The 19,321-nt window shown below is 71.5% G+C and carries 21 protein-coding genes; 18 read left to right on the plus strand and 3 right to left on the minus strand.

The features are described 5' to 3' along the window. Position 1 precedes the first annotated feature (1 nt). From aroB to AB0M93_RS17890, 4 genes are all read left to right on the plus strand, one after another. A complete protein-coding gene (gene aroB, locus AB0M93_RS17875; RefSeq protein WP_364274713.1) occupies positions 2-1,111 on the plus strand; it encodes a 3-dehydroquinate synthase in 1,110 nt (369 codons plus the stop codon). Next, the gene (gene aroQ / locus AB0M93_RS17880; protein ID WP_364274715.1) at positions 1,108-1,539 is read left to right on the plus strand and encodes a type II 3-dehydroquinate dehydratase; all 432 of its coding nucleotides are present in this window, start codon (positions 1,108-1,110) and stop codon (positions 1,537-1,539) included. Before aroB ends, aroQ begins: the two co-directional genes overlap by 4 nt. Next, positions 1,536-2,450, plus strand: a complete 915-nt coding sequence (locus tag AB0M93_RS17885) for a GNAT family N-acetyltransferase (protein ID WP_364274717.1) — start codon at positions 1,536-1,538, stop codon at positions 2,448-2,450. Before aroQ ends, AB0M93_RS17885 begins: the two co-directional genes overlap by 4 nt. A 126-nt stretch (positions 2,451-2,576) precedes the next feature. Beyond that, positions 2,577-4,058, plus strand: a complete 1,482-nt coding sequence (locus AB0M93_RS17890) for a beta-xylosidase (protein ID WP_364274719.1) — start codon at positions 2,577-2,579, stop codon at positions 4,056-4,058. Positions 4,059-4,133: 75 nt separating this feature from the next. Here the strand turns inward: AB0M93_RS17890 and AB0M93_RS17895 are convergent, their stop codons facing one another. Continuing rightward, the gene (locus AB0M93_RS17895) at positions 4,134-4,553 is read right to left on the minus strand and encodes a B-4DMT family transporter (protein WP_364274722.1); all 420 of its coding nucleotides are present in this window, start codon (positions 4,551-4,553) and stop codon (positions 4,134-4,136) included. Positions 4,554-4,621: 68 nt separating this feature from the next. Between AB0M93_RS17895 and AB0M93_RS17900 the strand changes: the two genes are divergently transcribed. Genes AB0M93_RS17900 through nusB form a run of 3 tightly spaced genes read left to right on the plus strand, consistent with a single transcriptional unit; the run spans position 4,622 to position 6,775 of the window. Further along, the gene (locus tag AB0M93_RS17900) at positions 4,622-5,710 is read left to right on the plus strand and encodes a Xaa-Pro peptidase family protein (RefSeq protein ID WP_364274724.1); all 1,089 of its coding nucleotides are present in this window, start codon (positions 4,622-4,624) and stop codon (positions 5,708-5,710) included. Between the two features lie 46 nt (positions 5,711-5,756). Continuing rightward, positions 5,757-6,320 (plus strand): elongation factor P, encoded by a 564-nt coding sequence (gene efp, locus AB0M93_RS17905; protein WP_176176226.1) that lies wholly within the window; start codon positions 5,757-5,759, stop codon positions 6,318-6,320. Then, positions 6,320-6,775, plus strand: coding sequence for a transcription antitermination factor NusB (gene nusB / locus AB0M93_RS17910; RefSeq protein WP_003096361.1), 456 nt, complete (start codon positions 6,320-6,322; stop codon positions 6,773-6,775). The genes efp and nusB overlap by 1 nt, the downstream gene beginning before the upstream one ends. A 23-nt stretch (positions 6,776-6,798) precedes the next feature. On the opposite strand, the gene AB0M93_RS17915 is transcribed toward nusB, so the two are convergent. Beyond that, a complete protein-coding gene (locus AB0M93_RS17915) occupies positions 6,799-7,158 on the minus strand; it encodes a VOC family protein (protein WP_364274727.1) in 360 nt (119 codons plus the stop codon). Positions 7,159-7,354: 196 nt separating this feature from the next. Continuing rightward, positions 7,355-7,843, minus strand: a complete 489-nt coding sequence (locus AB0M93_RS17920; RefSeq protein WP_003096372.1) for a helix-turn-helix domain-containing protein — start codon at positions 7,841-7,843, stop codon at positions 7,355-7,357. Between the two features lie 248 nt (positions 7,844-8,091). Between AB0M93_RS17920 and pyrR the strand changes: the two genes are divergently transcribed. The 11 genes from pyrR to coaBC all read left to right on the plus strand — a co-directional run bounded on the left by pyrR (position 8,092) and on the right by coaBC (position 19,246). Continuing rightward, positions 8,092-8,709 (plus strand): bifunctional pyr operon transcriptional regulator/uracil phosphoribosyltransferase PyrR, encoded by a 618-nt coding sequence (pyrR, locus tag AB0M93_RS17925; protein ID WP_364274730.1) that lies wholly within the window; start codon positions 8,092-8,094, stop codon positions 8,707-8,709. Then, on the plus strand, positions 8,706-9,638 hold the full coding sequence (locus AB0M93_RS17930; RefSeq protein WP_086841743.1) for an aspartate carbamoyltransferase catalytic subunit: 933 nt from the start codon (positions 8,706-8,708) through the stop codon (positions 9,636-9,638). The genes pyrR and AB0M93_RS17930 overlap by 4 nt, the downstream gene beginning before the upstream one ends. Continuing rightward, positions 9,635-10,921 (plus strand): dihydroorotase, encoded by a 1,287-nt coding sequence (locus AB0M93_RS17935; protein WP_364274732.1) that lies wholly within the window; start codon positions 9,635-9,637, stop codon positions 10,919-10,921. Before AB0M93_RS17930 ends, AB0M93_RS17935 begins: the two co-directional genes overlap by 4 nt. After that, entirely contained in the window at positions 10,921-11,415 is a 495-nt protein-coding gene (locus AB0M93_RS17940; protein WP_364274734.1) for a transporter, read from the plus strand. The genes AB0M93_RS17935 and AB0M93_RS17940 overlap by 1 nt, the downstream gene beginning before the upstream one ends. Continuing rightward, the gene (gene carA, locus AB0M93_RS17945) at positions 11,412-12,533 is read left to right on the plus strand and encodes a glutamine-hydrolyzing carbamoyl-phosphate synthase small subunit (RefSeq protein ID WP_364274736.1); all 1,122 of its coding nucleotides are present in this window, start codon (positions 11,412-11,414) and stop codon (positions 12,531-12,533) included. The genes AB0M93_RS17940 and carA overlap by 4 nt, the downstream gene beginning before the upstream one ends. Continuing rightward, a complete protein-coding gene (carB, locus tag AB0M93_RS17950; protein WP_364274739.1) occupies positions 12,533-15,847 on the plus strand; it encodes a carbamoyl-phosphate synthase large subunit in 3,315 nt (1,104 codons plus the stop codon). The genes carA and carB overlap by 1 nt, the downstream gene beginning before the upstream one ends. Beyond that, positions 15,844-16,692 carry an orotidine-5'-phosphate decarboxylase gene (pyrF, locus tag AB0M93_RS17955; protein WP_364274741.1) on the plus strand — a complete coding sequence of 283 codons (849 nt, stop codon included), beginning with the start codon at positions 15,844-15,846 and terminating at the stop codon, positions 16,690-16,692. The genes carB and pyrF overlap by 4 nt, the downstream gene beginning before the upstream one ends. Before the next feature lie 107 nt (positions 16,693-16,799). Next, on the plus strand, positions 16,800-17,117 hold the full coding sequence (gene mihF, locus AB0M93_RS17960; RefSeq protein ID WP_013224622.1) for an integration host factor, actinobacterial type: 318 nt from the start codon (positions 16,800-16,802) through the stop codon (positions 17,115-17,117). Beyond that, a complete protein-coding gene (gene gmk / locus AB0M93_RS17965) occupies positions 17,114-17,767 on the plus strand; it encodes a guanylate kinase (RefSeq protein WP_364274743.1) in 654 nt (217 codons plus the stop codon). Before mihF ends, gmk begins: the two co-directional genes overlap by 4 nt. Beyond that, positions 17,764-18,033, plus strand: coding sequence for a DNA-directed RNA polymerase subunit omega (gene rpoZ, locus AB0M93_RS17970; protein ID WP_072480291.1), 270 nt, complete (start codon positions 17,764-17,766; stop codon positions 18,031-18,033). The genes gmk and rpoZ overlap by 4 nt, the downstream gene beginning before the upstream one ends. Then, positions 18,026-19,246, plus strand: coding sequence for a bifunctional phosphopantothenoylcysteine decarboxylase/phosphopantothenate--cysteine ligase CoaBC (gene coaBC / locus AB0M93_RS17975; protein ID WP_364274745.1), 1,221 nt, complete (start codon positions 18,026-18,028; stop codon positions 19,244-19,246). Before rpoZ ends, coaBC begins: the two co-directional genes overlap by 8 nt. Positions 19,247-19,321 lie beyond the last annotated feature (75 nt).

The raw sequence follows: 19,321 nt of genomic DNA on the forward strand, positions 1-19,321 counted from the left end.
CGTGTCTGATCCGGTGCGCATCCCGGTCGCCACCGCCCAGCCCTACGACGTCGTGGTCGGGCGCGGCCTGCTCGGCGACCTCACCGAGCACCTGGCCGACGCCTCGAAGATCGCGCTGATCCACCCGCCCACGCTGACCGCCACGGCCGAGGCCATCCGCGACGAGCTCAACGCCGCGGGCCTCGACGCCCACCGCGTCGAAATCCCGGACGCCGAGGACGGCAAGTCGCTGACCGTCGCGGGTTTCTGCTGGGAGGTGCTCGGCCGGATCGGGCTGGACCGCCGCGGGGCCGTGGTCGGCCTCGGCGGCGGCGCGGTGACCGACCTCGCCGGGTTCGTCGCGGGCACGTGGATGCGCGGGGTCCGGCTGGTCAACGTGCCGACCACGCTGCTCGGCATGGTCGACGCCTCGGTCGGCGGCAAGACCGGCATCAACACCGAAGCCGGCAAGAACCTCGTCGGGGTGTTCCACGAGCCGAGCGCGGTGTTCGTCGACCTCGCAACGCTGGAGACGCTGCCGCCGAACGAGCTCGTCGCCGGGATGGCGGAGGTCGTGAAGACGGGCTTCATCGCCGATCCGCGGATCCTCGAGCTGATCGAAGCGGACCCGGCCGCGGCGCTCGACCCGGCCGGCGACGTCCTGGCCGAGCTGGTGCGCCGGTCCATCCAGGTCAAGGCCGGCGTCGTGGCCGCCGACCTGCGCGAGTCCGACCTGCGGGAGATCCTCAACTACGGCCACACCCTCGGCCACGCCATCGAGCGCCGCGAGCGGTACCGGTGGCGTCACGGCGCCGCGGTCAGCGTCGGCCTGGTGTTCGCCGCCGAGCTGGCGCGGCTGGCCGGCCGCCTCGACGACGCCACGGCCGAACGCCACGCGTCCGTGCTGAAACTGCTCGGCCTGCCGACGACCTACGACGCCGACGCGCTGCCGCAGCTGCTGGAAACCATGAAGGGCGACAAGAAAACCCGCTCGGGCGCGCTGCGGTTCGTCGTCCTCGACGGCCTCGCCAAGCCCGGCCGGCTCGAAGGCCCGGACCCGGTGCTGCTCGCGGCCGCGTACTCGGCGATCGCGGCGGAGACGACGCGCAGCGGCGGGAGCGTGCTGCTGTGAAGGCGTTCGTGTTCAACGGCCCGAACCTCGGCCGGCTCGGCAAGCGCGAGCCGTCGGTCTACGGCTCGACCACGCACGACGACCTCGCGGCGCTGTGCGTCAAGACCGGCGACGAGCTCGGCATCGAGGTCGAGGTCCGGCAGACCGACTTCGAAGGCGAGCTGGTCGGCTGGCTGCACGAGGCCGCCGACGGCGGTCACCCGGTGGTCCTCAACGCCGGCGCATGGACGCACTATTCGATCGCGGTGCGCGACGCCGCGGCGCAGCTGACCGCGCCGCTGATCGAGCTGCACATCTCGAACGTGCACAAGCGGGAGGCGTTCCGGCATCACAGCGTGCTGTCGGACGTCGCGACCGCGGTGATCGCGGGCCTCGGCGTGGACGGCTACCCGCTCGCCCTGCGCTGGCTGGCCGCGCACCCGGGATGACCCTGCCGTCGCTGAGCACTCCGCGGCTGCAGCTGCGGCAGCTGACCGAGGCCGACCGCGAAGCGGTCGTGAAAGTGTTCGCCGACCCGGAGATGAGCCGGTTCTTCGCCGCGGACTTCGCCGACCCGGCGGTGGCGAGCACGATGGTGGACCGCCGGCTCGCCTACCGCGGCCCGGCCGGCCAGGGCCACTGGGTGATCGAGCGCGACGGCGAGGTGATCGGCGTCGCGCACCTGCGGCCGTCGTGGGAGCTGCCGGGCGGCGTGGCCGAACTGGGGTACTACGTCGAGACCGCGCACGCCGGGCAGGGCTTGGCGACCGAGGCCGCCCGCGCGGTGCTGGGCCACGGGTTCCGCGCGCTCGGCCTCCCGGCGATCTGGGCCCTGGTCCACGAGCGGAACGCGGCGAGCCGCAAGGTGGCCGGACGCCTGGGTTTCCTGGACGTCGGCGGCGGCGTCCACTACGGCGACCGGCACCGCGTGCTGGTGGCCCTGCCCGCGGTCCACGGGCGGCCGCACCACATCGAGCTGTGGGTGCCGGACCTCGCGGAGGCGAAGCGCAGCTGGGGCTGGCTGCTGGGCGAGCTGGGCTGGCGCGAGTACCAGAGCTGGCCGGCGGGCGTCAGCTGGCGGCTCGGCGGGACGTACCTGGTGGCCGAGGCATCGCCGGCGCTGAGCGCAACGGAGCACGAGCGCACGCGGCCGGGCTTGAACCACCTGGCGCTGCACGTGGCAAGCCGGGCGGAGGTCGACGCCCTGGCCACCCGGGCGGAAGCACACGGCTGGCGCCCGCTGTTCGCGGACCGCTACCCGCACGCGGGCGGCCCCGCCCACTACGCGGCCTACCTGGAGAACGAGGCCGGGTTCGAGGTCGAGCTGGTCGCGGCGGGGGAGCCGCCTGCCGCGTCCTAACCCGGTCGGGTGCCCTCGGCCGAGTGACGCCGGAACAGGAGCGCCGCCACCCGGACGGGTTGCTTCTCGCTACACTCCGGTGTCGTGCGCCCGTATCGTCGTGGGGGTCGGCGACCCGCTCGTGCCGTGTTCGCCAGCGCGCTGGCGGGCCTTCTCCTCGCGGGCTGCACCCAGGGTTACGCTCAGCCGCAGGCTGCCGGGGAACAGCCGGCGATCGCCGGGGGGAAGACCGCCGTCCAGCCGCGTCCCAGCGATGTCAAGCTCGCTTCGGGTGACCCCCGGCAGAGTGGTGGCGTGATCGCCGCCGGCGGGGCGGATGCCGTCTACAACTACGGGCCCTCCGTCATGCTCGACCGCGGGCAGACCCGGATGTGGTGGTGCAGCCAGTACGGCGGCGCCGGACCCGCCGGCGACGACATCCTCTACGCCCAGGCCCAGTCCTTCGACGGGCCGTTCACCGGACCCGGCGGCGGGATCCCGGCGGCGGTGTTCTCCGGTGCGCCCGGGCAGTTCGACGGCATGCACACCTGTGACCCGTCCGTGTTGCGCGTCGGCTCGACGTACTACCTGTACTACACCGGCGCCGCCGGGGATCACGCGCTCGGCAACGCGATCGGGCTCGCCACCAGCCCCGACGGCCTCCACTGGACGCGGGCCGCGGGCGGGCGGCCGATCCTCGGGCCGTCGCACGACGTGCACCGCGCGAACGTCTACGGCGCCGGGCAGCCCTCGGTCGTCTACCTCGACGGCTGGTTCTACCTGATGTTCACCGACACCACCGGCCGCGCCGCCGGTCCGAACGGCGCCGGGCAGTTCCTGCTCCGCTCGCGCGACCCGGCGTTCGGGTCCGGGGTGGAGGCGCTGGACGTCGGCGGGTTCGTGCCGGTCACGTCGACGTCGGGGCCGCGCGCCCGGTCGGTCGTCGACGGCTTCAGCGCCGATTTGATGTGGGTCGGGGCGCTCGCCGCGTTCGTCGTCGCGCACGAGACCGACGGCGGCACGACCCTCACCTTCTGGACGGCGGACTTCACCGAGCACCCGTTCCAGCCGGTGGTGATCCCCGGGCCGTGGCAGGAGGGGCCGGGGCTGGTCCGCCGCGCGGACGGGCACGCGCCGCTTTCTTCGGCCGATCCGTGCGACCGGGTGCCGTTCGACCTCGTGCGCGCGACCACGCTGGGCGGGGCGCACGCGCCGAGCGACCTGCGGCACTTCGGGCTGGACCTGCTGGGCAGCCAGGCCTGCGCGAACCCCGGCCGGGTCGCCGCGACGTTCGACGGCGTGACGGCCCCCTCCCCGGAACGCACGATGGACCTGGTCCGCGCCGGCGCGCGCGTGCGGGTGGACCGGCGCACGGTGGCGGTGGCGCTGGCCGGCGAGGTGCTGGAGAAGGCACCGCCGGCGCTGGCGACGCTCCCGGTGGCGGCCCGCCTGCGTTCGGGGGCGGAAGTGGTGGAGGCACCGGACCGCGGCTTCGCGTTCCTGCTCGACGACCGCAAGCGCTGGCGGGTCCCCGACGGCGGCATCGTGGGCAACAACGGCTCGACGGCCCGCCCGGTGACCGCGGCCCAGTGGGACGGCTACCCGAAGGGCCCGTCCCTGGTGGGCTGAGGGCGTCGTGAGTGGTAAGGCGCGTTCTAACGCGCCTTACCACTCACGACCAGCCGCGGCAGAGGCCAGGCGCAACTACGCCGGGGGCTCTTCGCCCGATCCTTCGGACCGCCCGAGCCGCCCGCCGACGAACAACCCCAGCCCCGCCGGGATCAGCACCAGCAACGCCGAGAACGCCGCCCCGCCGGTCAGCGCGCCGCCCAGCTCGGACACCCCCGTCTGGTCCACGAACACCGCGCGCCCGATCACGTACAGGATGCCCGCCACCGGGCCGGCGACCAGCGCCGAAATGAACCACACCCGCCCGCGGTCCGGCAGGCCGCGCCACGCGTCCAGGGCGCTCCACAACGCCGCCGCCCCCACCAGGACCGCCAGGGCCAGGGAGACCACCAGCGTCTGGTCCGTCGGGTGGTAGACGGCGTACTTGGCCAGCAACGTGATGGCCGCGCCGTGCAGCACCGCCATCCCCAGTCCGCGAATCACCCAGGCGCTCATCCTGCGGAGTGTAGGCGGCCTACTGGCGAGTCGCTTCCCCCGGGAAGCCCGCGCACTAGGGTGGACGGGTGCCTGAAATCCATGGACGACGTCGCGGCGCGCTGCGCGGGCTCCTGACCGGAGCCGGTGTCGAGGCCCTGCTGGTCACCGACCTGCTCAACATCCGCTACCTGACCGGGTTCACCGGCTCCAACGCCGCCGTTCTCCTCCACGTCGACGGCGACGGCAAGACGCTCTTCTGCACCGACGGCCGCTACACCACCCAGTCGGCCGCCGAGGTGCCCGACCTCGAAACGGTCGTCGACCGGGCCAGCGCCGCGGCTCTCGCCGCCAGGGCCGCGAAGGACACCAAGACCTACGGGCGGATCGGGTTCGAGAGCCAGCACGTCAGCGTCGAGACCTACGAAGCCCTGACGCAGCAAGTGCCGCTCGAACGGACCCCCGGCCTGGTCGAGCGGCTGCGCGAGGTCAAGGACGAAGCCGAGATCGAAGCCCTGCGCCAGGCCTGCGCCGCCGCCGACCGGGCGCTGGACGACCTGCTCGCCGCCGGTGGGCTCCGCCCCGGGCGGACCGAGCTGGAAGTCGCCCGTGACCTGGAGAACCGGATGCTGGAGCACGGCTCGTCCGCGCCCAGCTTCGCCTCCATCGTCGCCGCCGGCGCGCACTCGGCGATCCCGCACCACCAGCCGACGCACGCCGAGCTCAAGCGCGGCGACTTCGTGAAGCTGGACTTCGGCGCCACCGTCGACGGCTACCACTCCGACATGACCCGCACCTTCGTCCTCGGCGAGCCCGCTGACTGGCAGCGGGAGGTGTACGACCTCGTGCACACCGCCCAGGCGGCGGGCGTCGACGCCGTCGTGCCGGGCGCCGAAGTGTCCCATGTGGACGCTGCGGCACGGGACGTGATCGCCGGCGCGGGGCACGGGGAGCACTTCGCGCACGGTCTCGGCCACGGCGTCGGCCTGCAGATCCACGAGGCGCCCAGCTTCGCCGCGACGGGCGTCGGTACACTGGCCGCCGGTATGGCGGTCACCGTCGAGCCCGGCGTGTACCTCGCGGGACGCGGTGGCGTGCGCATCGAGGACACGCTCGTCGTGCGGGCTGGGGAGCCCGAACTCCTCACCCTGAGCACCAAGAACCTCGTGGTCGTCTGACGGCGGCCCCGAACACCGGAAGATCGACACAGGAGACTGCAAGCTCGTGGCCACGACCAACGACCTGAAGAACGGGCTCGTCCTCAACCTGGACGGCCAGCTCTGGACCGTCACCGCGTTCCAGCACGTCAAGCCCGGCAAGGGCGGCGCCTTCGTGCGCACCACGCTCAAGCACGTGCTCACCGGCAAGGTGGTCGACAAGACGTTCAACGCGGGCACGAAGGTCGACACGGCCACGGTGGACCGCCGGAACATGACCTACCTCTACAAGGAGGGGCAGGACTTCGTGTTCATGGACGGTGACACCTACGACCAGATCACGGTGCCCGCCGAGGTCGTCGGCGACAACGCCAACTACATGCTCGAGAACACCGAGGTCCAGGTCGCGGTGCACGAGAACGAGCCGCTGTACGTCGAGCTGCCGACGTCGGTCGAGCTGGTCGTCCAGCACACCGACCCGGGCCTGCAGGGCGACCGCTCCACCGGCGGCACCAAGCCGGCGACGCTGGAGACCGGCGCGGAGATCCAGGTCCCGCTGTTCCTGTCCACCGGCGAGAAGATCAAGGTCGACACCCGCGACGGCCGTTACCTGGGCCGCGTCTCCAGCTGATGCCGACGTCGAAACCCCACCCGAACCGCGGCGGCGCGATCAGCCGCAGGCAGGCGCGCCGTCGCGCGGTGGAGATGCTGTACGAGGCCGCGCAGCGCGACACCGACGCGGTGACGCTGCTGGCCGACCGGGTCGGCGCGACGGACGTCGACCCGATCGCGGACTACACGATCAGCCTGGTCGAGGGCGTCACCGGCCGGAAGGCCCGGATCGACGAGCTGCTGGCCGAGCACGCGCAGGGCTGGACCCTGGAGCGGATGCCGAAGGTCGACCTCGCGGTGCTGCGGGTCGGGGTCTACGAGCTGCTCTGGGCCGAGGACGTGCCGGACCCGGTCGCGATCGACGAGGCCGTCGGCCTGGCGAAGGAACTGTCCACGGACGATTCGCCGAGGTTCGTCAACGGCGTGCTGGGCCGGATCGGCACGATCGCCGACCGCCTCCGCGCGGTTCTGTAGGGGCGGCCGGAGGCCAGGCCCGCTCAGACGTCGGCTTCGATGGCGAAGGTGTTGCCGTCCGGGTCCTGAAACCAGGCGATCCGCCCACCGCCGGCCCGGGCCGTGATCCCCTTCGCGTCGTGTTCGAGCTGGTCGTAGCGGGTGAACTCGACGCCGGCCGAGGTGAGTTCGTCGACGATCTCGTCGAGGTCGTCGACGTACCAGGTCGCCAGGGTGGCCGGGCTCTTCCCGGCGGTATCGGACTGGTACACGTTCAGGGCCGGTCCGCCGCCGGATCCGTAGGTCCGGCTGCCGCCGGCGACGTGGGCGCTGGGGCCGGACTGCAGCGCCCGCAGGCCGAGCTTGCCTTCGTAGAACTCGACCGCCCGGTGAATGTCGGACACGGCGATCGAAGCTCTGACTTGGTACGTGCCCAGGGGCATGAGTCACCCTAACGCGCAGCGAGAAACGGTGAAGTGAGTGTGGTTCGCGCTCTCCGCGAGCGGGCTCGCCCCCGAACGAGCCCCCCCGGCGAGTCAGTGAGCGTCTCCGGTGCCCCACCGGGGAACGCTCACCTCGTCGGTGCAGCGCATCGGGCGATCAGTCCTCCTTGGAGGGACGCGCCTCCGGCGGCAGGACGCCCCAGTCGATCAGCTGCTCGGTCAGCTCGCCCGGGGTCATGTCGTAGATGATCGCCAGGGACCGCAGGTCCTCGGTGCGGATCGAAAGCACCTTGCCGTTGTAGTCGCCGCGCTGGCTCTGGATCGTCGCCGCGTAGCGGGCCAGCGGGCCCACCTTTTCGGCCGGCAGCTGCTGCAGGCGCTCGAGGTTGATGACGATCTTGGTGGCGGGCTCGGCACCGGAGGGGACGCGGCCTTCGGGCAGCAGCTCGACCACCGGCACACCGTAGAAGTCGGCCAGCTCGGCCAGCTTCTGGACGGTGACGGCGCGGTCGCCACGCTCGTACGAGCCGACGACGACGGCCTTCCATCGCCCACCGGACTTCTGCTCGACCCCGTGCAGGGACAGGCCCTGCTGCTGGCGGATCCCGCGGAGCTTGGCCCCGAGCGCCTTGGCGTAATCGCCCATCTGGTCGTTCTCCGTTCTTCACCCCCTCCCGGTCGGGGTGACCGGGCCGGGGGACTCGCTGAGTCGAATACTCAGAGTAATGGTTACGCATTGTTGTCACCAGGTCAAGCAGGAGCTTGCCGCGAATCACGCCACACCACCCGGAAGGCTGAGCAAAGTGCCTGCTACTGTCGGTGGGAAAGCCCCGACCAGCAGGGGAACAGACGTCCTTTAAGGACCCGTCCGGCGAGGCGGGGAAGGAGTCCGGTTTGTCGTCACGTCCGCGTGGCGCGGCTGGTTCGGCCGGGGAGCGCGAGCTCCTGACGGCCGGCGACGTCGCGCGCACGATCGCCCGAATGGCCCATCAGGTCATCGAAAAGACCGCGAACGGTGCGGAGAGCACTACCCCGCCCGTGTTGCTCGGCATCCCGTCCCGGGGCACGCCGCTCGCCGTCCGCCTGGCCGACAAGATCGGCGAATTCTCCGGGGTCCGCCCGCCGGCCGGCGCCCTCGACGTCACCCTCTACCGGGACGACCTCCGCCGCCGCCCGCCGCGCGCGCTCGAACAGACGCAGCTGCCCGCCGACGGCATCGACGACCGGGTCGTGATCCTGGTCGACGACGTCCTCTTCTCCGGCCGGACGATCCGGGCCGCGCTCGATGCCCTGCGTGATCACGGCCGCCCCCGCGCCGTGCAGCTGGCCGTGCTGGTCGACCGCGGTCACCGCGAGCTGCCGATCCGCGCCGACTACGTGGGCAAGAACGTGCCGACCGCCCGCACCGAGGGCGTGTCCGTCCTGCTGGCCGAGATCGACGGCCGCGACGCCGTCCTGCTGCGCCCCGCAGAAGTCCCGGAAGCCGCGGAAGCCCCTGGAGAGGACTCGTGAAGCACCTGCTCGCCACCGACGGCCTGGACCCGGCGCTGGCCACGGCCGTGCTCGACACCGCCGACGAGCTGAAGCACACGCTGCTCGGCCGCGAGGTCAAGAAGCTGCCGACGCTGCGCGGCCGCACGGTGATCACCCTGTTCTACGAGAACTCGACCCGCACCCGGGTGTCGTTCGAGATCGCCGGGAAGTGGATGAGCGCGGACGTGATCAACGTCTCCGCGTCCAGCTCCTCGGTCAACAAGGGGGAGTCCCTGCGGGACACCGCGCTGACGCTGGCCGCCGCGGGCGCCGACTGCGTGATCGTCCGGCACCCCGCCAGCGGCGCCGCCCAGCGCCTCTCGGAGTGGCTGGCCGAGCCCGGCACGTCGGTGGTCAACGCCGGCGACGGCACCCACGAGCACCCGACGCAGGCGCTGCTCGACGCGGCGACGCTGCGGGAGCGCCTGGGGTCCCTCAAGGACCGCCGGATCGCGATCGTCGGCGACGTCCTGCACAGCCGCGTCGCCCGCTCGAACATCCACCTGCTTTCGGCCCTGGGCGCCGAAGTCGTGCTCGTCGCGCCGCCGACGTTGCTGCCTTACGGCGTGGAAAGCCTTCCGGTGACCGTTTCGCACGACCTGGACGCCGAGCTGCCCGCCGTCGACGCGGTCATGATGCTGCGCGTCCAAGCCGAACGGATGCACGGAGGTTTCTTTCCCTCCGCACGGGAGTACTCCATCGCGTACGGCCTTTCGGAACGGCGGCAGAAGCTGCTGCCGGACCACGCGGTCGTCCTGCACCCCGGCCCGATGCTGCGCGGGATGGAGATCGCCAGCGCGGTCGCCGATTCGCCGGCCTCGGCCATCACCGAACAGGTCCGCAACGGCGTCCACGTGCGCATGGCGGTCCTTTACCACCTCCTGGCCAGCGAAGGAGCCGCCGCGTGAGCACCGTGATCAAGGGCGCCCGCCCGTACGGCGAGGGCGATCCGGTCGACGTCCTGGTCGAGGACGGCGTGATCACCGCGATCGGTGCCGTCGACGTCCCGGAAGACGCCGAAGTCATCCAGGCCGCCGGGCAGGTGCTGCTCCCCGGCTTCGTCGATCTGCACACCCACCTGCGCGAACCCGGCCGCGAGGACACCGAGACCATCGACACCGGCTCGGCCGCGGCGGCGCTCGGCGGGTACACCGCGGTGTTCGCCATGGCCAACACCGACCCCGTCGCCGACAACGCCGTGATCGTCGAGCACGTGTGGCGGCGCGGCCAGGAGGTCGGCCTGGTCGACGTCCACCCGGTCGGCGCGGTCACCGTCGGGCTCAAGGGCGAGAAGCTCGCCGAGCTGGGCACGATGGCGAACTCGCAAGCGGCCGTGAAGGTGTTCTCCGACGACGGCCTCTGCGTCGCGGATCCGCTGCTCATGCGCCGCGCGCTGGAGTACTCGACCGCGCTCGACGTCGTCATCGCGCAGCACGCGGAGGAGCCGCGGCTGACCGTCGGCGCCCAGGCCCACGAGGGCGAGCGCGCGGCCCGGCTCGGCTACACCGGCTGGCCGGCCGCCGCGGAAGAGTCCATCGTGGCCCGCGACTGCCTCCTGGCGCTGCACGCGAACGCGCGGCTGCACGTCTGCCACGTCTCCACTTCGGGGACGGCGGACGTGCTGCGCTGGGCGAAGGACCGCGGCACGAAGGTGTCGGCCGAGGTCACCCCGCACCACCTGCTGCTCACCGACGAGCGCCTGGCCACCTACGACCCGGTGAACAAGGTGAACCCGCCGCTGCGCACCGAGTCCGACGCGGCGAAGCTGCGGACCGCACTGGCCGAGGGCGTCATCGACTGCGTTGCCACCGACCACGCGCCGCACGCGGTGCAGGACAAAGACACCGAGTGGACCGCGGCCCGGCCGGGCATGCTCGGGCTGCAGACCGCGCTGTCCATCGTGGCCGAGACCATGGTCCGCCCCGGCCTGCTGGACTGGCGCGGTGTCGCCCGCGTGATGAGCGAGCGGCCCGCCGAGATCGGCGACCTGGCCGACCAGGGCCGCCCGATCGCGGTGGGCGAGCCGGCGAACCTGACGCTGGTCGACCCGGACGCCGAGTGGACGGTCCGGGGCGTGGAGCTGGCCAGCATCGCGGCCAACACCCCGTACGAGGGAATGCGGCTGCCCGGCGTGGTGACCGCGACGCTGCTGCGCGGGCGGCTCACCGCGCGGGACGGGAAGATCTGCTGATGGAGCGCTTCTGGCTCGTGCTGGCGATCTTCGCCTTCTTCCTGCTCTGCGTCTGGGGCATGTACGTGGGCTGGCGGCGCAAGGCGCGCTCGCAGAGCGTCCAGGTGCCGCCGTTCCCCGCCATCCCGGCGGACCCGGGTGCGGTGCTGCTGGAGTCGACCGGTGTCTACCTCGCCACGACGACGGCCGGCAACTGGCAGGACCGGATCGTCACCCGCGGCGCGGGGCTGCGCACCGGCGCGGTCTGGCGCCTGCACGACGGCGGCGTCGCCGTCGAACGCGGGGGAGCGCCCGACTTCTGGATCCCCCGCGACGCGGTCACCGGCGTCCGGCGCGACACGAAGATCGCCGGGAAGGTGATGGGCACCGACGCGCTGCTCGTCATCACCTGGCGCCTCGGTGACGCCGACCTCGACACCGGCTTCCGCGGCGACGACCTCGACGACTATCCACAGTGGATCGAACAGCTCAAGATCAAGGGAGGTGCCCAGTGAACGCGCGCGCTCAGGCCGCACTGGTACTCGAAGACGGCCGGGTGTTCCGCGGCGCTGCCTACGGCGCGCAGGGGCGAACCCTCGGCGAGGCGGTGTTCTGCACCGGCATGACCGGCTACCAGGAGACGCTGACCGACCCGTCCTACCACGGGCAGATCGTGGTGCAGACCGCCCCGCAGATCGGCAACACCGGCTGGAACGACGAGGACGACGAGTCCTCGAAGATCTGGGTCAACGGCTACGTGGTGCGCGACCCCGCGCGCACGCCGTCCAACTGGCGCTCGAAGCGCTCGCTGGACGAGGAGCTGGTGAACCAGGGCATCGTCGGCATCGCCGAGGTCGACACCCGCTCGCTGACCCGCCACCTGCGCGAGCTCGGCGCGATGCGCGCCGGGGTGTTCTCCGGCGACGCGCTCGGCACCGTCGACGAGATGGTCGCCGAGGTCCTCGCCAGCCCGAAGATGGAGGGCGCCGACCTGGCCGGCCAGGTCTCGACGCCGAAGCCGTACGTCGTGTCGCCTGAGGGTGAGACGCGGTTCCGCGTGGTCGCGCTGGACCTGGGCATCAAGTCCAACACCCCGCGCCAGATGGTCAAGCGCGGGATCGAGGTGCACGTGCTGCCCTCGACGTCGACGCTGGACGACCTGCTGGCGATCGAGCCGGACGGGGTGTTCCTGTCGAACGGCCCGGGCGACCCGGCCACGACGACGCACGCGACCGAGCTGACCAAGCAGGTCCTGGGCCGCGAGATCCCGCTGTTCGGCATCTGCTTCGGCAACCAGGTCCTTGGCCGCGCGCTCGGCCTGGGCACGTACAAGATGCGCTACGGCCATCGCGGCATCAACATCCCGGTGATCGACGTGGCGACCCGGTCGGTGGCCATCACGGCCCAGAACCACGGCTTTGCGTTGGAAGGCGAGCCGGGCCAGCGCTTCGAGTCCCCGTTCGGGGCGGCGCAGATCAGCCACTACTGCCCCAACGACGACACGGTCGAGGGCGTCCGCGCGCTCGACGTCCCGGCGTTCTCGGTCCAGTACCACCCCGAAGCCGCGGCCGGCCCGCACGACGCGGCCCCCCTCTTCGACGATTTCGTTTCGCTCATGGAGAAGAAGGCCTGATGCCGAAGAGGACGGACATCCAGCACGTGCTGGTGATCGGCTCCGGGCCGATCGTGATCGGGCAGGCCGCGGAGTTCGACTACTCCGGGACCCAGGCCTGCCGGGTGCTGCGCAGCGAAGGCCTGCGCGTCTCCCTGGTGAACTCGAACCCGGCCACCATCATGACCGACCCCGAGTTCGCCGACGCCACCTACATCGAGCCGGTCACGCCGGACTTCGTCGAGAAGGTCATCGCCGAAGAGCGTCCTGACGCTCTCCTGGCGACCCTCGGCGGCCAGACCGCGCTCAACTGCGCCGTCGCGCTGCACGAGCGGGGCGTGCTCGACAAGTACGGCGTCGAGCTGATCGGCGCCGACATCGACGCCATCCAGCGCGGCGAGGACCGGCAGAAGTTCAAGGACATCGTGCGCACCATCGGCGCCGACGTCCCGCGTTCCCGCGTCTGCCACGACATGGACGAGGTCCGCGACACCGTCAAGGAGCTCGGCCTGCCGGTCGTCATCCGGCCGTCGTTCACCATGGGCGGGCTCGGCTCCGGCATGGCGCACACGCCCGAGGACCTCGAGCGGCTGGCGTCCACCGGCCTCGCCGAATCTCCCGTCACCGAGGTGCTCATCGAGGAGAGCGTGCTCGGCTGGAAGGAGTACGAGCTCGAGCTGATGCGCGACAAGCACGACAACGTCGTGGTCGTCTGCTCGATCGAGAACATCGACGCGATGGGCGTGCACACCGGCGATTCGGTCACCGTCGCGCCGACGATGACCCTCACCGACCGCGAGTACCAGGTGATGCGGGACGTCGGCATCGCCGTGCTGCGCGAGGTCGGCGTCGACACCGGTGGCTGCAACATCCAGTTCGCGATCAACCCGCGCGACGGCCGGATGGTCGTCATCGAGATGAACCCGCGCGTGTCGCGGTCTTCCGCGCTGGCCTCGAAGGCCACCGGCTTCCCGATCGCCAAGATCGCCGCGAAGCTCGCCATCGGCTACACGCTCGACGAGATCCGGAACGACATCACGGGCGAGACGCCGGCGGCGTTCGAGCCCACTTTGGACTACGTCGTCGTGAAGATGCCGCGGTTCGCCTTTGAGAAGTTCCCCGGCGCGGACCCGACGCTGACCACGACGATGAAGAGCGTCGGCGAGGCGATGTCGTTCGGCCGCAGCTTCCCCGAGGCGCTCGGCAAGGTGATGCGGTCGATCGAGACCAAGGCGACCGGGTTCTGGACGCTGCCCGACCCGGAAGGCGCGACGCTGGAGTCCACTTTGGACGAACTGCGCACGCCGCACGAAGGCCGGCTGTACGAAGTGGAGCGTGCGCTGCGGCTCGGCGCCACCGTCGAGCAGGTCCACGAGGCAAGCGGCATCGACCCGTGGTTCATCGACCAGATCGCCTACATCGGCGAGGTCGGCGCCGAGGTCCGCGACGCGCCCGTGCTCGACGGCGACCTGCTGCGCCGCGCCAAGCGCACCGGGCTGTCGGACCGCCAGATCGCCGCCCTGCGGCCGGAACTGGCCGGGGAGGACGGCGTCCGCACCCTGCGCCACCGCCTCGGCGTGCGGCCGGTGTTCAAGACCGTCGACACCTGCGCGGCCGAGTTCGCGGCCAAGACGCCGTACCACTACTCGGCTTACGAGTCCGACCCGGACGCGCAGTCCGAAGTGGCCGTCCAGAGCGACAAGCCGAAGGTGCTCATCCTCGGCAGCGGCCCGAACCGGATCGGCCAGGGCATCGAGTTCGACTACTCCTGCGTGCACGCGGCGATCGCGTTGCGGGAGGCGGGTTTCGAGGCCGTCATGGTCAACTGCAACCCGGAAACCGTGTCCACCGACTACGACACCTCGGACCGGCTGTACTTCGAGCCGCTGTCCTTCGAGGACGTCCTCGAGGTCGTGCACGCCGAGCAGGCGTCCGGCACGGTCGCCGGCGTGATCGTCCAGCTCGGCGGCCAGACCCCGCTGGGCCTGGCGAAGAAGCTCGCCGACGCCGGTGTCCCGGTGGTCGGGACGCCGCCGGAGGCCATCCATCTGGCCGAGGACCGCGGCGCGTTCGGCGAAGTCCTCACCGAGGCCGGCCTGCCCGCACCGCGTTACGGCACGGCGACGTCGTTCGAGGGCGCCAAGCGCATCGCCGACGAGATCGGCTACCCGGTGCTCGTCCGGCCGTCCTACGTGCTCGGCGGCCGCGGCATGGAGATCGTCTACGACGAGGAGACCCTGGCCGGCTACATCCGCCGCGCCACCGAGGTCACCCCGGAACACCCGGTGCTCGTCGACCGCTTCCTCGACGACGCCATCGAAATCGACGTCGACGCGCTGTTCGACGGCGAAGAGCTCTACCTCGGCGGCGTCATGGAGCACATCGAGGAGGCCGGCATCCACTCCGGCGACTCCTCGTGCGCGCTGCCGCCGATCACCCTGGGCCACACCGACCTGCAGGCCGTCCGCCGCTCCACCGAGGCGATCGCCCGCGGCGTGGGCGTCCGGGGCCTGCTGAACGTCCAGTACGCGCTCAAGGACGACGTCCTGTACGTCCTGGAGGCCAACCCGCGCGCGTCGCGGACGGTGCCGTTCGTGTCCAAGGCGACGGCCGTGCCGCTGGCCAAGGCCGCCGCGCTGATCATGACCGGCTCGACGATCAAGGACCTGCGCGAAAGCGGCGTCCTGCCGGCCGAGGGCGACGGCGGGCAGATGCCGGCCGACTCGCCGGTCGCGGTCAAGGAAGCGGTCCTGCCATTCCACCGCTTCCGCACCCCCGAAGGCCACGGCGTCGACTCGCTGCTGGGCCCGGAGATGAAGTCCACCGGCGAGGTGATGGGCGTCGATGTCGATTTCGGCAAGGCGTTCGCGAAGTCGCAGAGCGGCGCGTACGGCTCGCTGCCGACGTCCGGCCGGGTGTTCGTCTCGGTGGCCAACCGCGACAAGCGCTCGCTGGTGTTCCCGGTGAAGCGGCTGGCGGACCTCGGGTTCGAGATCCTCGCCACCTCCGGCACCGCGGAAGTGCTGCGGCGCAACGGAATCGCCTGCACCGTGGTGCGCAAGCACTACGAGGGCTCGACCGAAGCCGAGCCGAACATCGTGGACGTCATCCTCGACGGCGGCGTCGACATGGTGATCAACACCCCCTACGGGAACAGCGGTCCGCGCGTCGACGGCTACGAAATCCGCACCGCGGCGGTGTCGCGGGACATCCCGTGCGTGACCACGGTCCAGGGCGCGGCGGCGGCCGTGCACGGCATCGAGGCGCTGATCCGGGGCGACATCGGCGTCAAGTCCCTGCAGGAGCTCCAGGCGGCGCTGAAGGCGAAGTCGTGAGCGGGGGAGAGCGGTTCGGGGCGCGGCTGGCCAAGGCCGTCGCGGCCCGCGGCCCGCTGTGCGCCGGGATCGACCCCCACCCGGGCCTCATCGAGGCGTGGGGGCTCCCGGCGGACGTCTCGGGGCTGGAACGGTTCGCGCTGTCCGCCACGGAAGTCCTGGCGGCGTACGCGGCCGTCGTGAAGCCGCAGTCGGCGTTCTTCGAAAGTTTCGGAGCGGCCGGTGTCCGGGTGCTCGAACGGGTCGTCGAAACCGCGCGCGAAGCCGGTGCGCTGGTCCTGCTGGACGTCAAGCGCGGCGACATCGGCTCCACGATGGCGGCCTACACCGCCGCGTACGTCGCCGAAGGCGCCGCGATCGCGGCCGACGCCATCACCGTCTCGCCGTACCTCGGCTTCGGCTCGCTGGACACCTGCGCCGCCACAGCCGTCTCGGCGGGCCGCGGCATCTTCGTGCTTGCCCGGACTTCGAACCCCGAAGCGGGCGAAGTGCAGAACGCGAAGCTGCCCGACGGGCGCACGGTCGCGCAGGCGATCGTCGACTCCGCGACGGCACTCAACGCAGGCGCGGAACCGTTCGGCGATGTGGGTGTCGTCGTCGGGGCCACCATTCCGCCCGGGGAGCTCGATCTCTCGCGGCTGAACGGCCCCGTGCTGGCACCCGGTTTCGGGGCCCAGGGAGCCACGGTGGCGGATTTGCGAGCGGTTTTCGGCCCGTCCCTGCCTGGTGTGCTGCCTGCGTCGTCCCGGGACATCCTGAAGCACGGTCCGGAGCAACGGGCTTTGCGCCAAGCGGTCGAACGGGTCGCCGAACAGCTGGCCGACCCGCAGGAAAACGGCCAATAGCAGGGGCCGGAACGGGCCCCCACCAGGCACCCCCGCATTGTGGCCGGTGCTCACGGGTGGGTACCGTCGCGTCACCCACCCAGTTTTGAGAACTACCGGAGGAAAACGTGGCACTTCCCCAGCTGACAGAGGAACAGCGCGCTGCGGCGCTGGAGAAGGCCGCCGCCGCTCGCAAGATCCGTGCTGAGCTGAAGGAGCGGCTGAAGCGGGGCGGTACCACTCTGGTCGACGTGCTGAAGCAGGCCGAGGAGAACGAAGTCCTCGGCAAGATGAAGGTTTCGGCTCTGCTCGAGGCCCTCCCGGGCGTCGGCAAGGTCCGCGCGCAGCAGACCATGGAACGACTGGAGATCGCCCCCAGCCGTCGCCTTCGCGGCCTCGGCGACCGGCAGCGCAAGGCGCTGCTGGCCGAGTTCAGCGGCGAGTGAACGGCGCCGGTCGTGACTACCCGGTGAACCGGGGCGCCGACCGCGGCAGTGAGCCGGTGACGGGGGACTTCCCCCGGCACCGGCTCACCGTCGTATCGGGGCCTTCGGGGGTCGGGAAGTCGAGCGTGGTGGGCGAGCTGCGGAAGCTGGAGCCCGACGTCTGGTTCAGCGTTTCGGTCACCACGCGCAAGCCCCGCCCCGGGGAAGTCGACGGGGCGCACTACCACTTCGTCGACCGCGTGGAGTTCGACGCGATGGTCGCCGACGGCAGGCTGCTGGAGTGGGCCGAGTTCGCCGGCAACCGCTACGGCACCCCGCGCGAGCCGGTCGAGAAGGCCCTCGCCGAGGGCCGCCCGGCCGTCCTGGAGATCGAGCTGCAGGGCGCCCGCCAGGTCCGCGCGGCCATGCCGGAGGCCCGGCTGGTGATGCTGATGCCGCCGTCGTGGGAGGAACTGGTCGGCCGGCTGACCGGCCGCGGCACCGAGAACGAGGCCGCGGTGCAGGCCCGGCTGGCCGAAGCGGAGCGTGAACTGGCGGCGGCGGGGGAGTTCGACCACCGCCTCGTCAACGCCGACGTGCGGGAAGCAGCTGAGCACTTGCTAAACTTGATGACCGATCAGTCTTCCGAAGATGTGGAGCACCACGAGTGACCAGCCAAGTGGCCTTGACCGAAGAGCTCGAGGGCATCACCAACCCCCCGATCGACGACCTGCTCGAAAAGGTCAGCTCGAAGTACGCGCTGGTGATCTACTCGGCCAAGCGCGCCCGTCAGATCAACGACTACTACGCCCAGCTGGGCGAGGGTCTGCTCGAGTACGTCGGCCCGCTGGTCGAGCCGGGCCCGCGCGAGAAGCCGCTCTCGATCGCGCTGCGCGAGATCCACGGCGGCCTGCTCGAGCACACCGAGGGTGAGTAAACCCCGCGTCGTCCTGGGCGTGGGCGGCGGCATCGCCGCCTACAAGGCCTGTGAGGTGCTGCGCGGGCTGACCGAATCCGGTCACGACGTCCGCGTGGTCCCCACCGAAGCCGCGCTGAACTTCGTCGGCGCGGCGACCTTCGAAGCCCTCTCCGGCCACCCGGTGCACACCGGCGTGTTCACCGAGGTGCCCGAGGTCCAGCACGTCCGCGTCGGCAAGGAGGCCGACCTCGTCCTGGTCGTCCCGGCCACGGCGAACCTCCTCGCCAAGGCCGCCCACGGCCTGGCCGACGACCTGCTGACGAACACCCTGCTCACCGCCCGGTGCCCGGTCGCCTTCTTCCCGGCGATGCACACGGAGATGTGGGAGCACCCGGCGACCCGCGACAACGTGGCCCTGCTGCGCTCGCGCGGGATGATCGTCACCGAGCCCGACGCGGGCCGGTTGACCGGCGCCGACACCGGCAAGGGCCGGCTGGCGAACCCGGCCGAGATCGTCGACCTGGCGAAGCTGCTGCTGGCCCGCCCCGACGCCCTCCCGCGCGACCTCGAAGGCGTGCGCGTGGTGATCTCGGCGGGCGGCACCCGCGAGCCCCTCGACCCGGTCCGCTACCTGGGCAACCGCTCGTCCGGCAAGCAGGGCTACGCGCTCGCCCGCGTCGCCGCCCAGCGCGGCGCCGACGTCACCCTGGTCGCCGCGCACACGGTCGCGCTGCCGGACCCGGCGGGCGCGGTGGTCGAGCACGTCTCCACGGCCGAGGAGCTGCGGCAGGCGGTGCACGCCGCGGCCCGGTCCGCGGACGTCGTCGTGATGGCCGCGGCCGTCGCCGACTTCCGGCCGGCCAACCGGGCCGATCACAAGATCAAGAAGTCCGACGACCAGCCGGACCCGGTGATCACCCTCGACCGCAATGCCGACATTCTCGCGGAACTGGTGCAAAACCGGCGTCCGGGACAGGTCGTCGTGGGATTCGCGGCGGAAACCGGCGACGAACACGGCAGCGTCCTCGACCACGCCCGCGCGAAACTGAAGCGCAAAGGCGCGGATCTGCTGGTCGTCAACGCCGTCGGCGACGGCAAGGCGTTCGGCACCGAGGACAATTCGGGCTGGCTGCTGGGCGCGGATGCCACGGAAAAACCCCTACCTCTGGCGCAGAAAGCTGAACTGGCGTCCACTCTGTGGGACGCTGTTGTGAGCTTCATGAAGCGTTGACCGTCCCGCGAGCGATAGTCAGTACGCTTGCACAGGTAAGGGGTGCCTAAGTACCCGGGCATCCGACGTCTAGGT

The sequence above is a fragment of the Amycolatopsis sp. NPDC051102 genome (assembly GCF_040682815.1).
In the GTDB taxonomy this organism is placed as follows: domain Bacteria; phylum Actinomycetota; class Actinomycetes; order Mycobacteriales; family Pseudonocardiaceae; genus Amycolatopsis.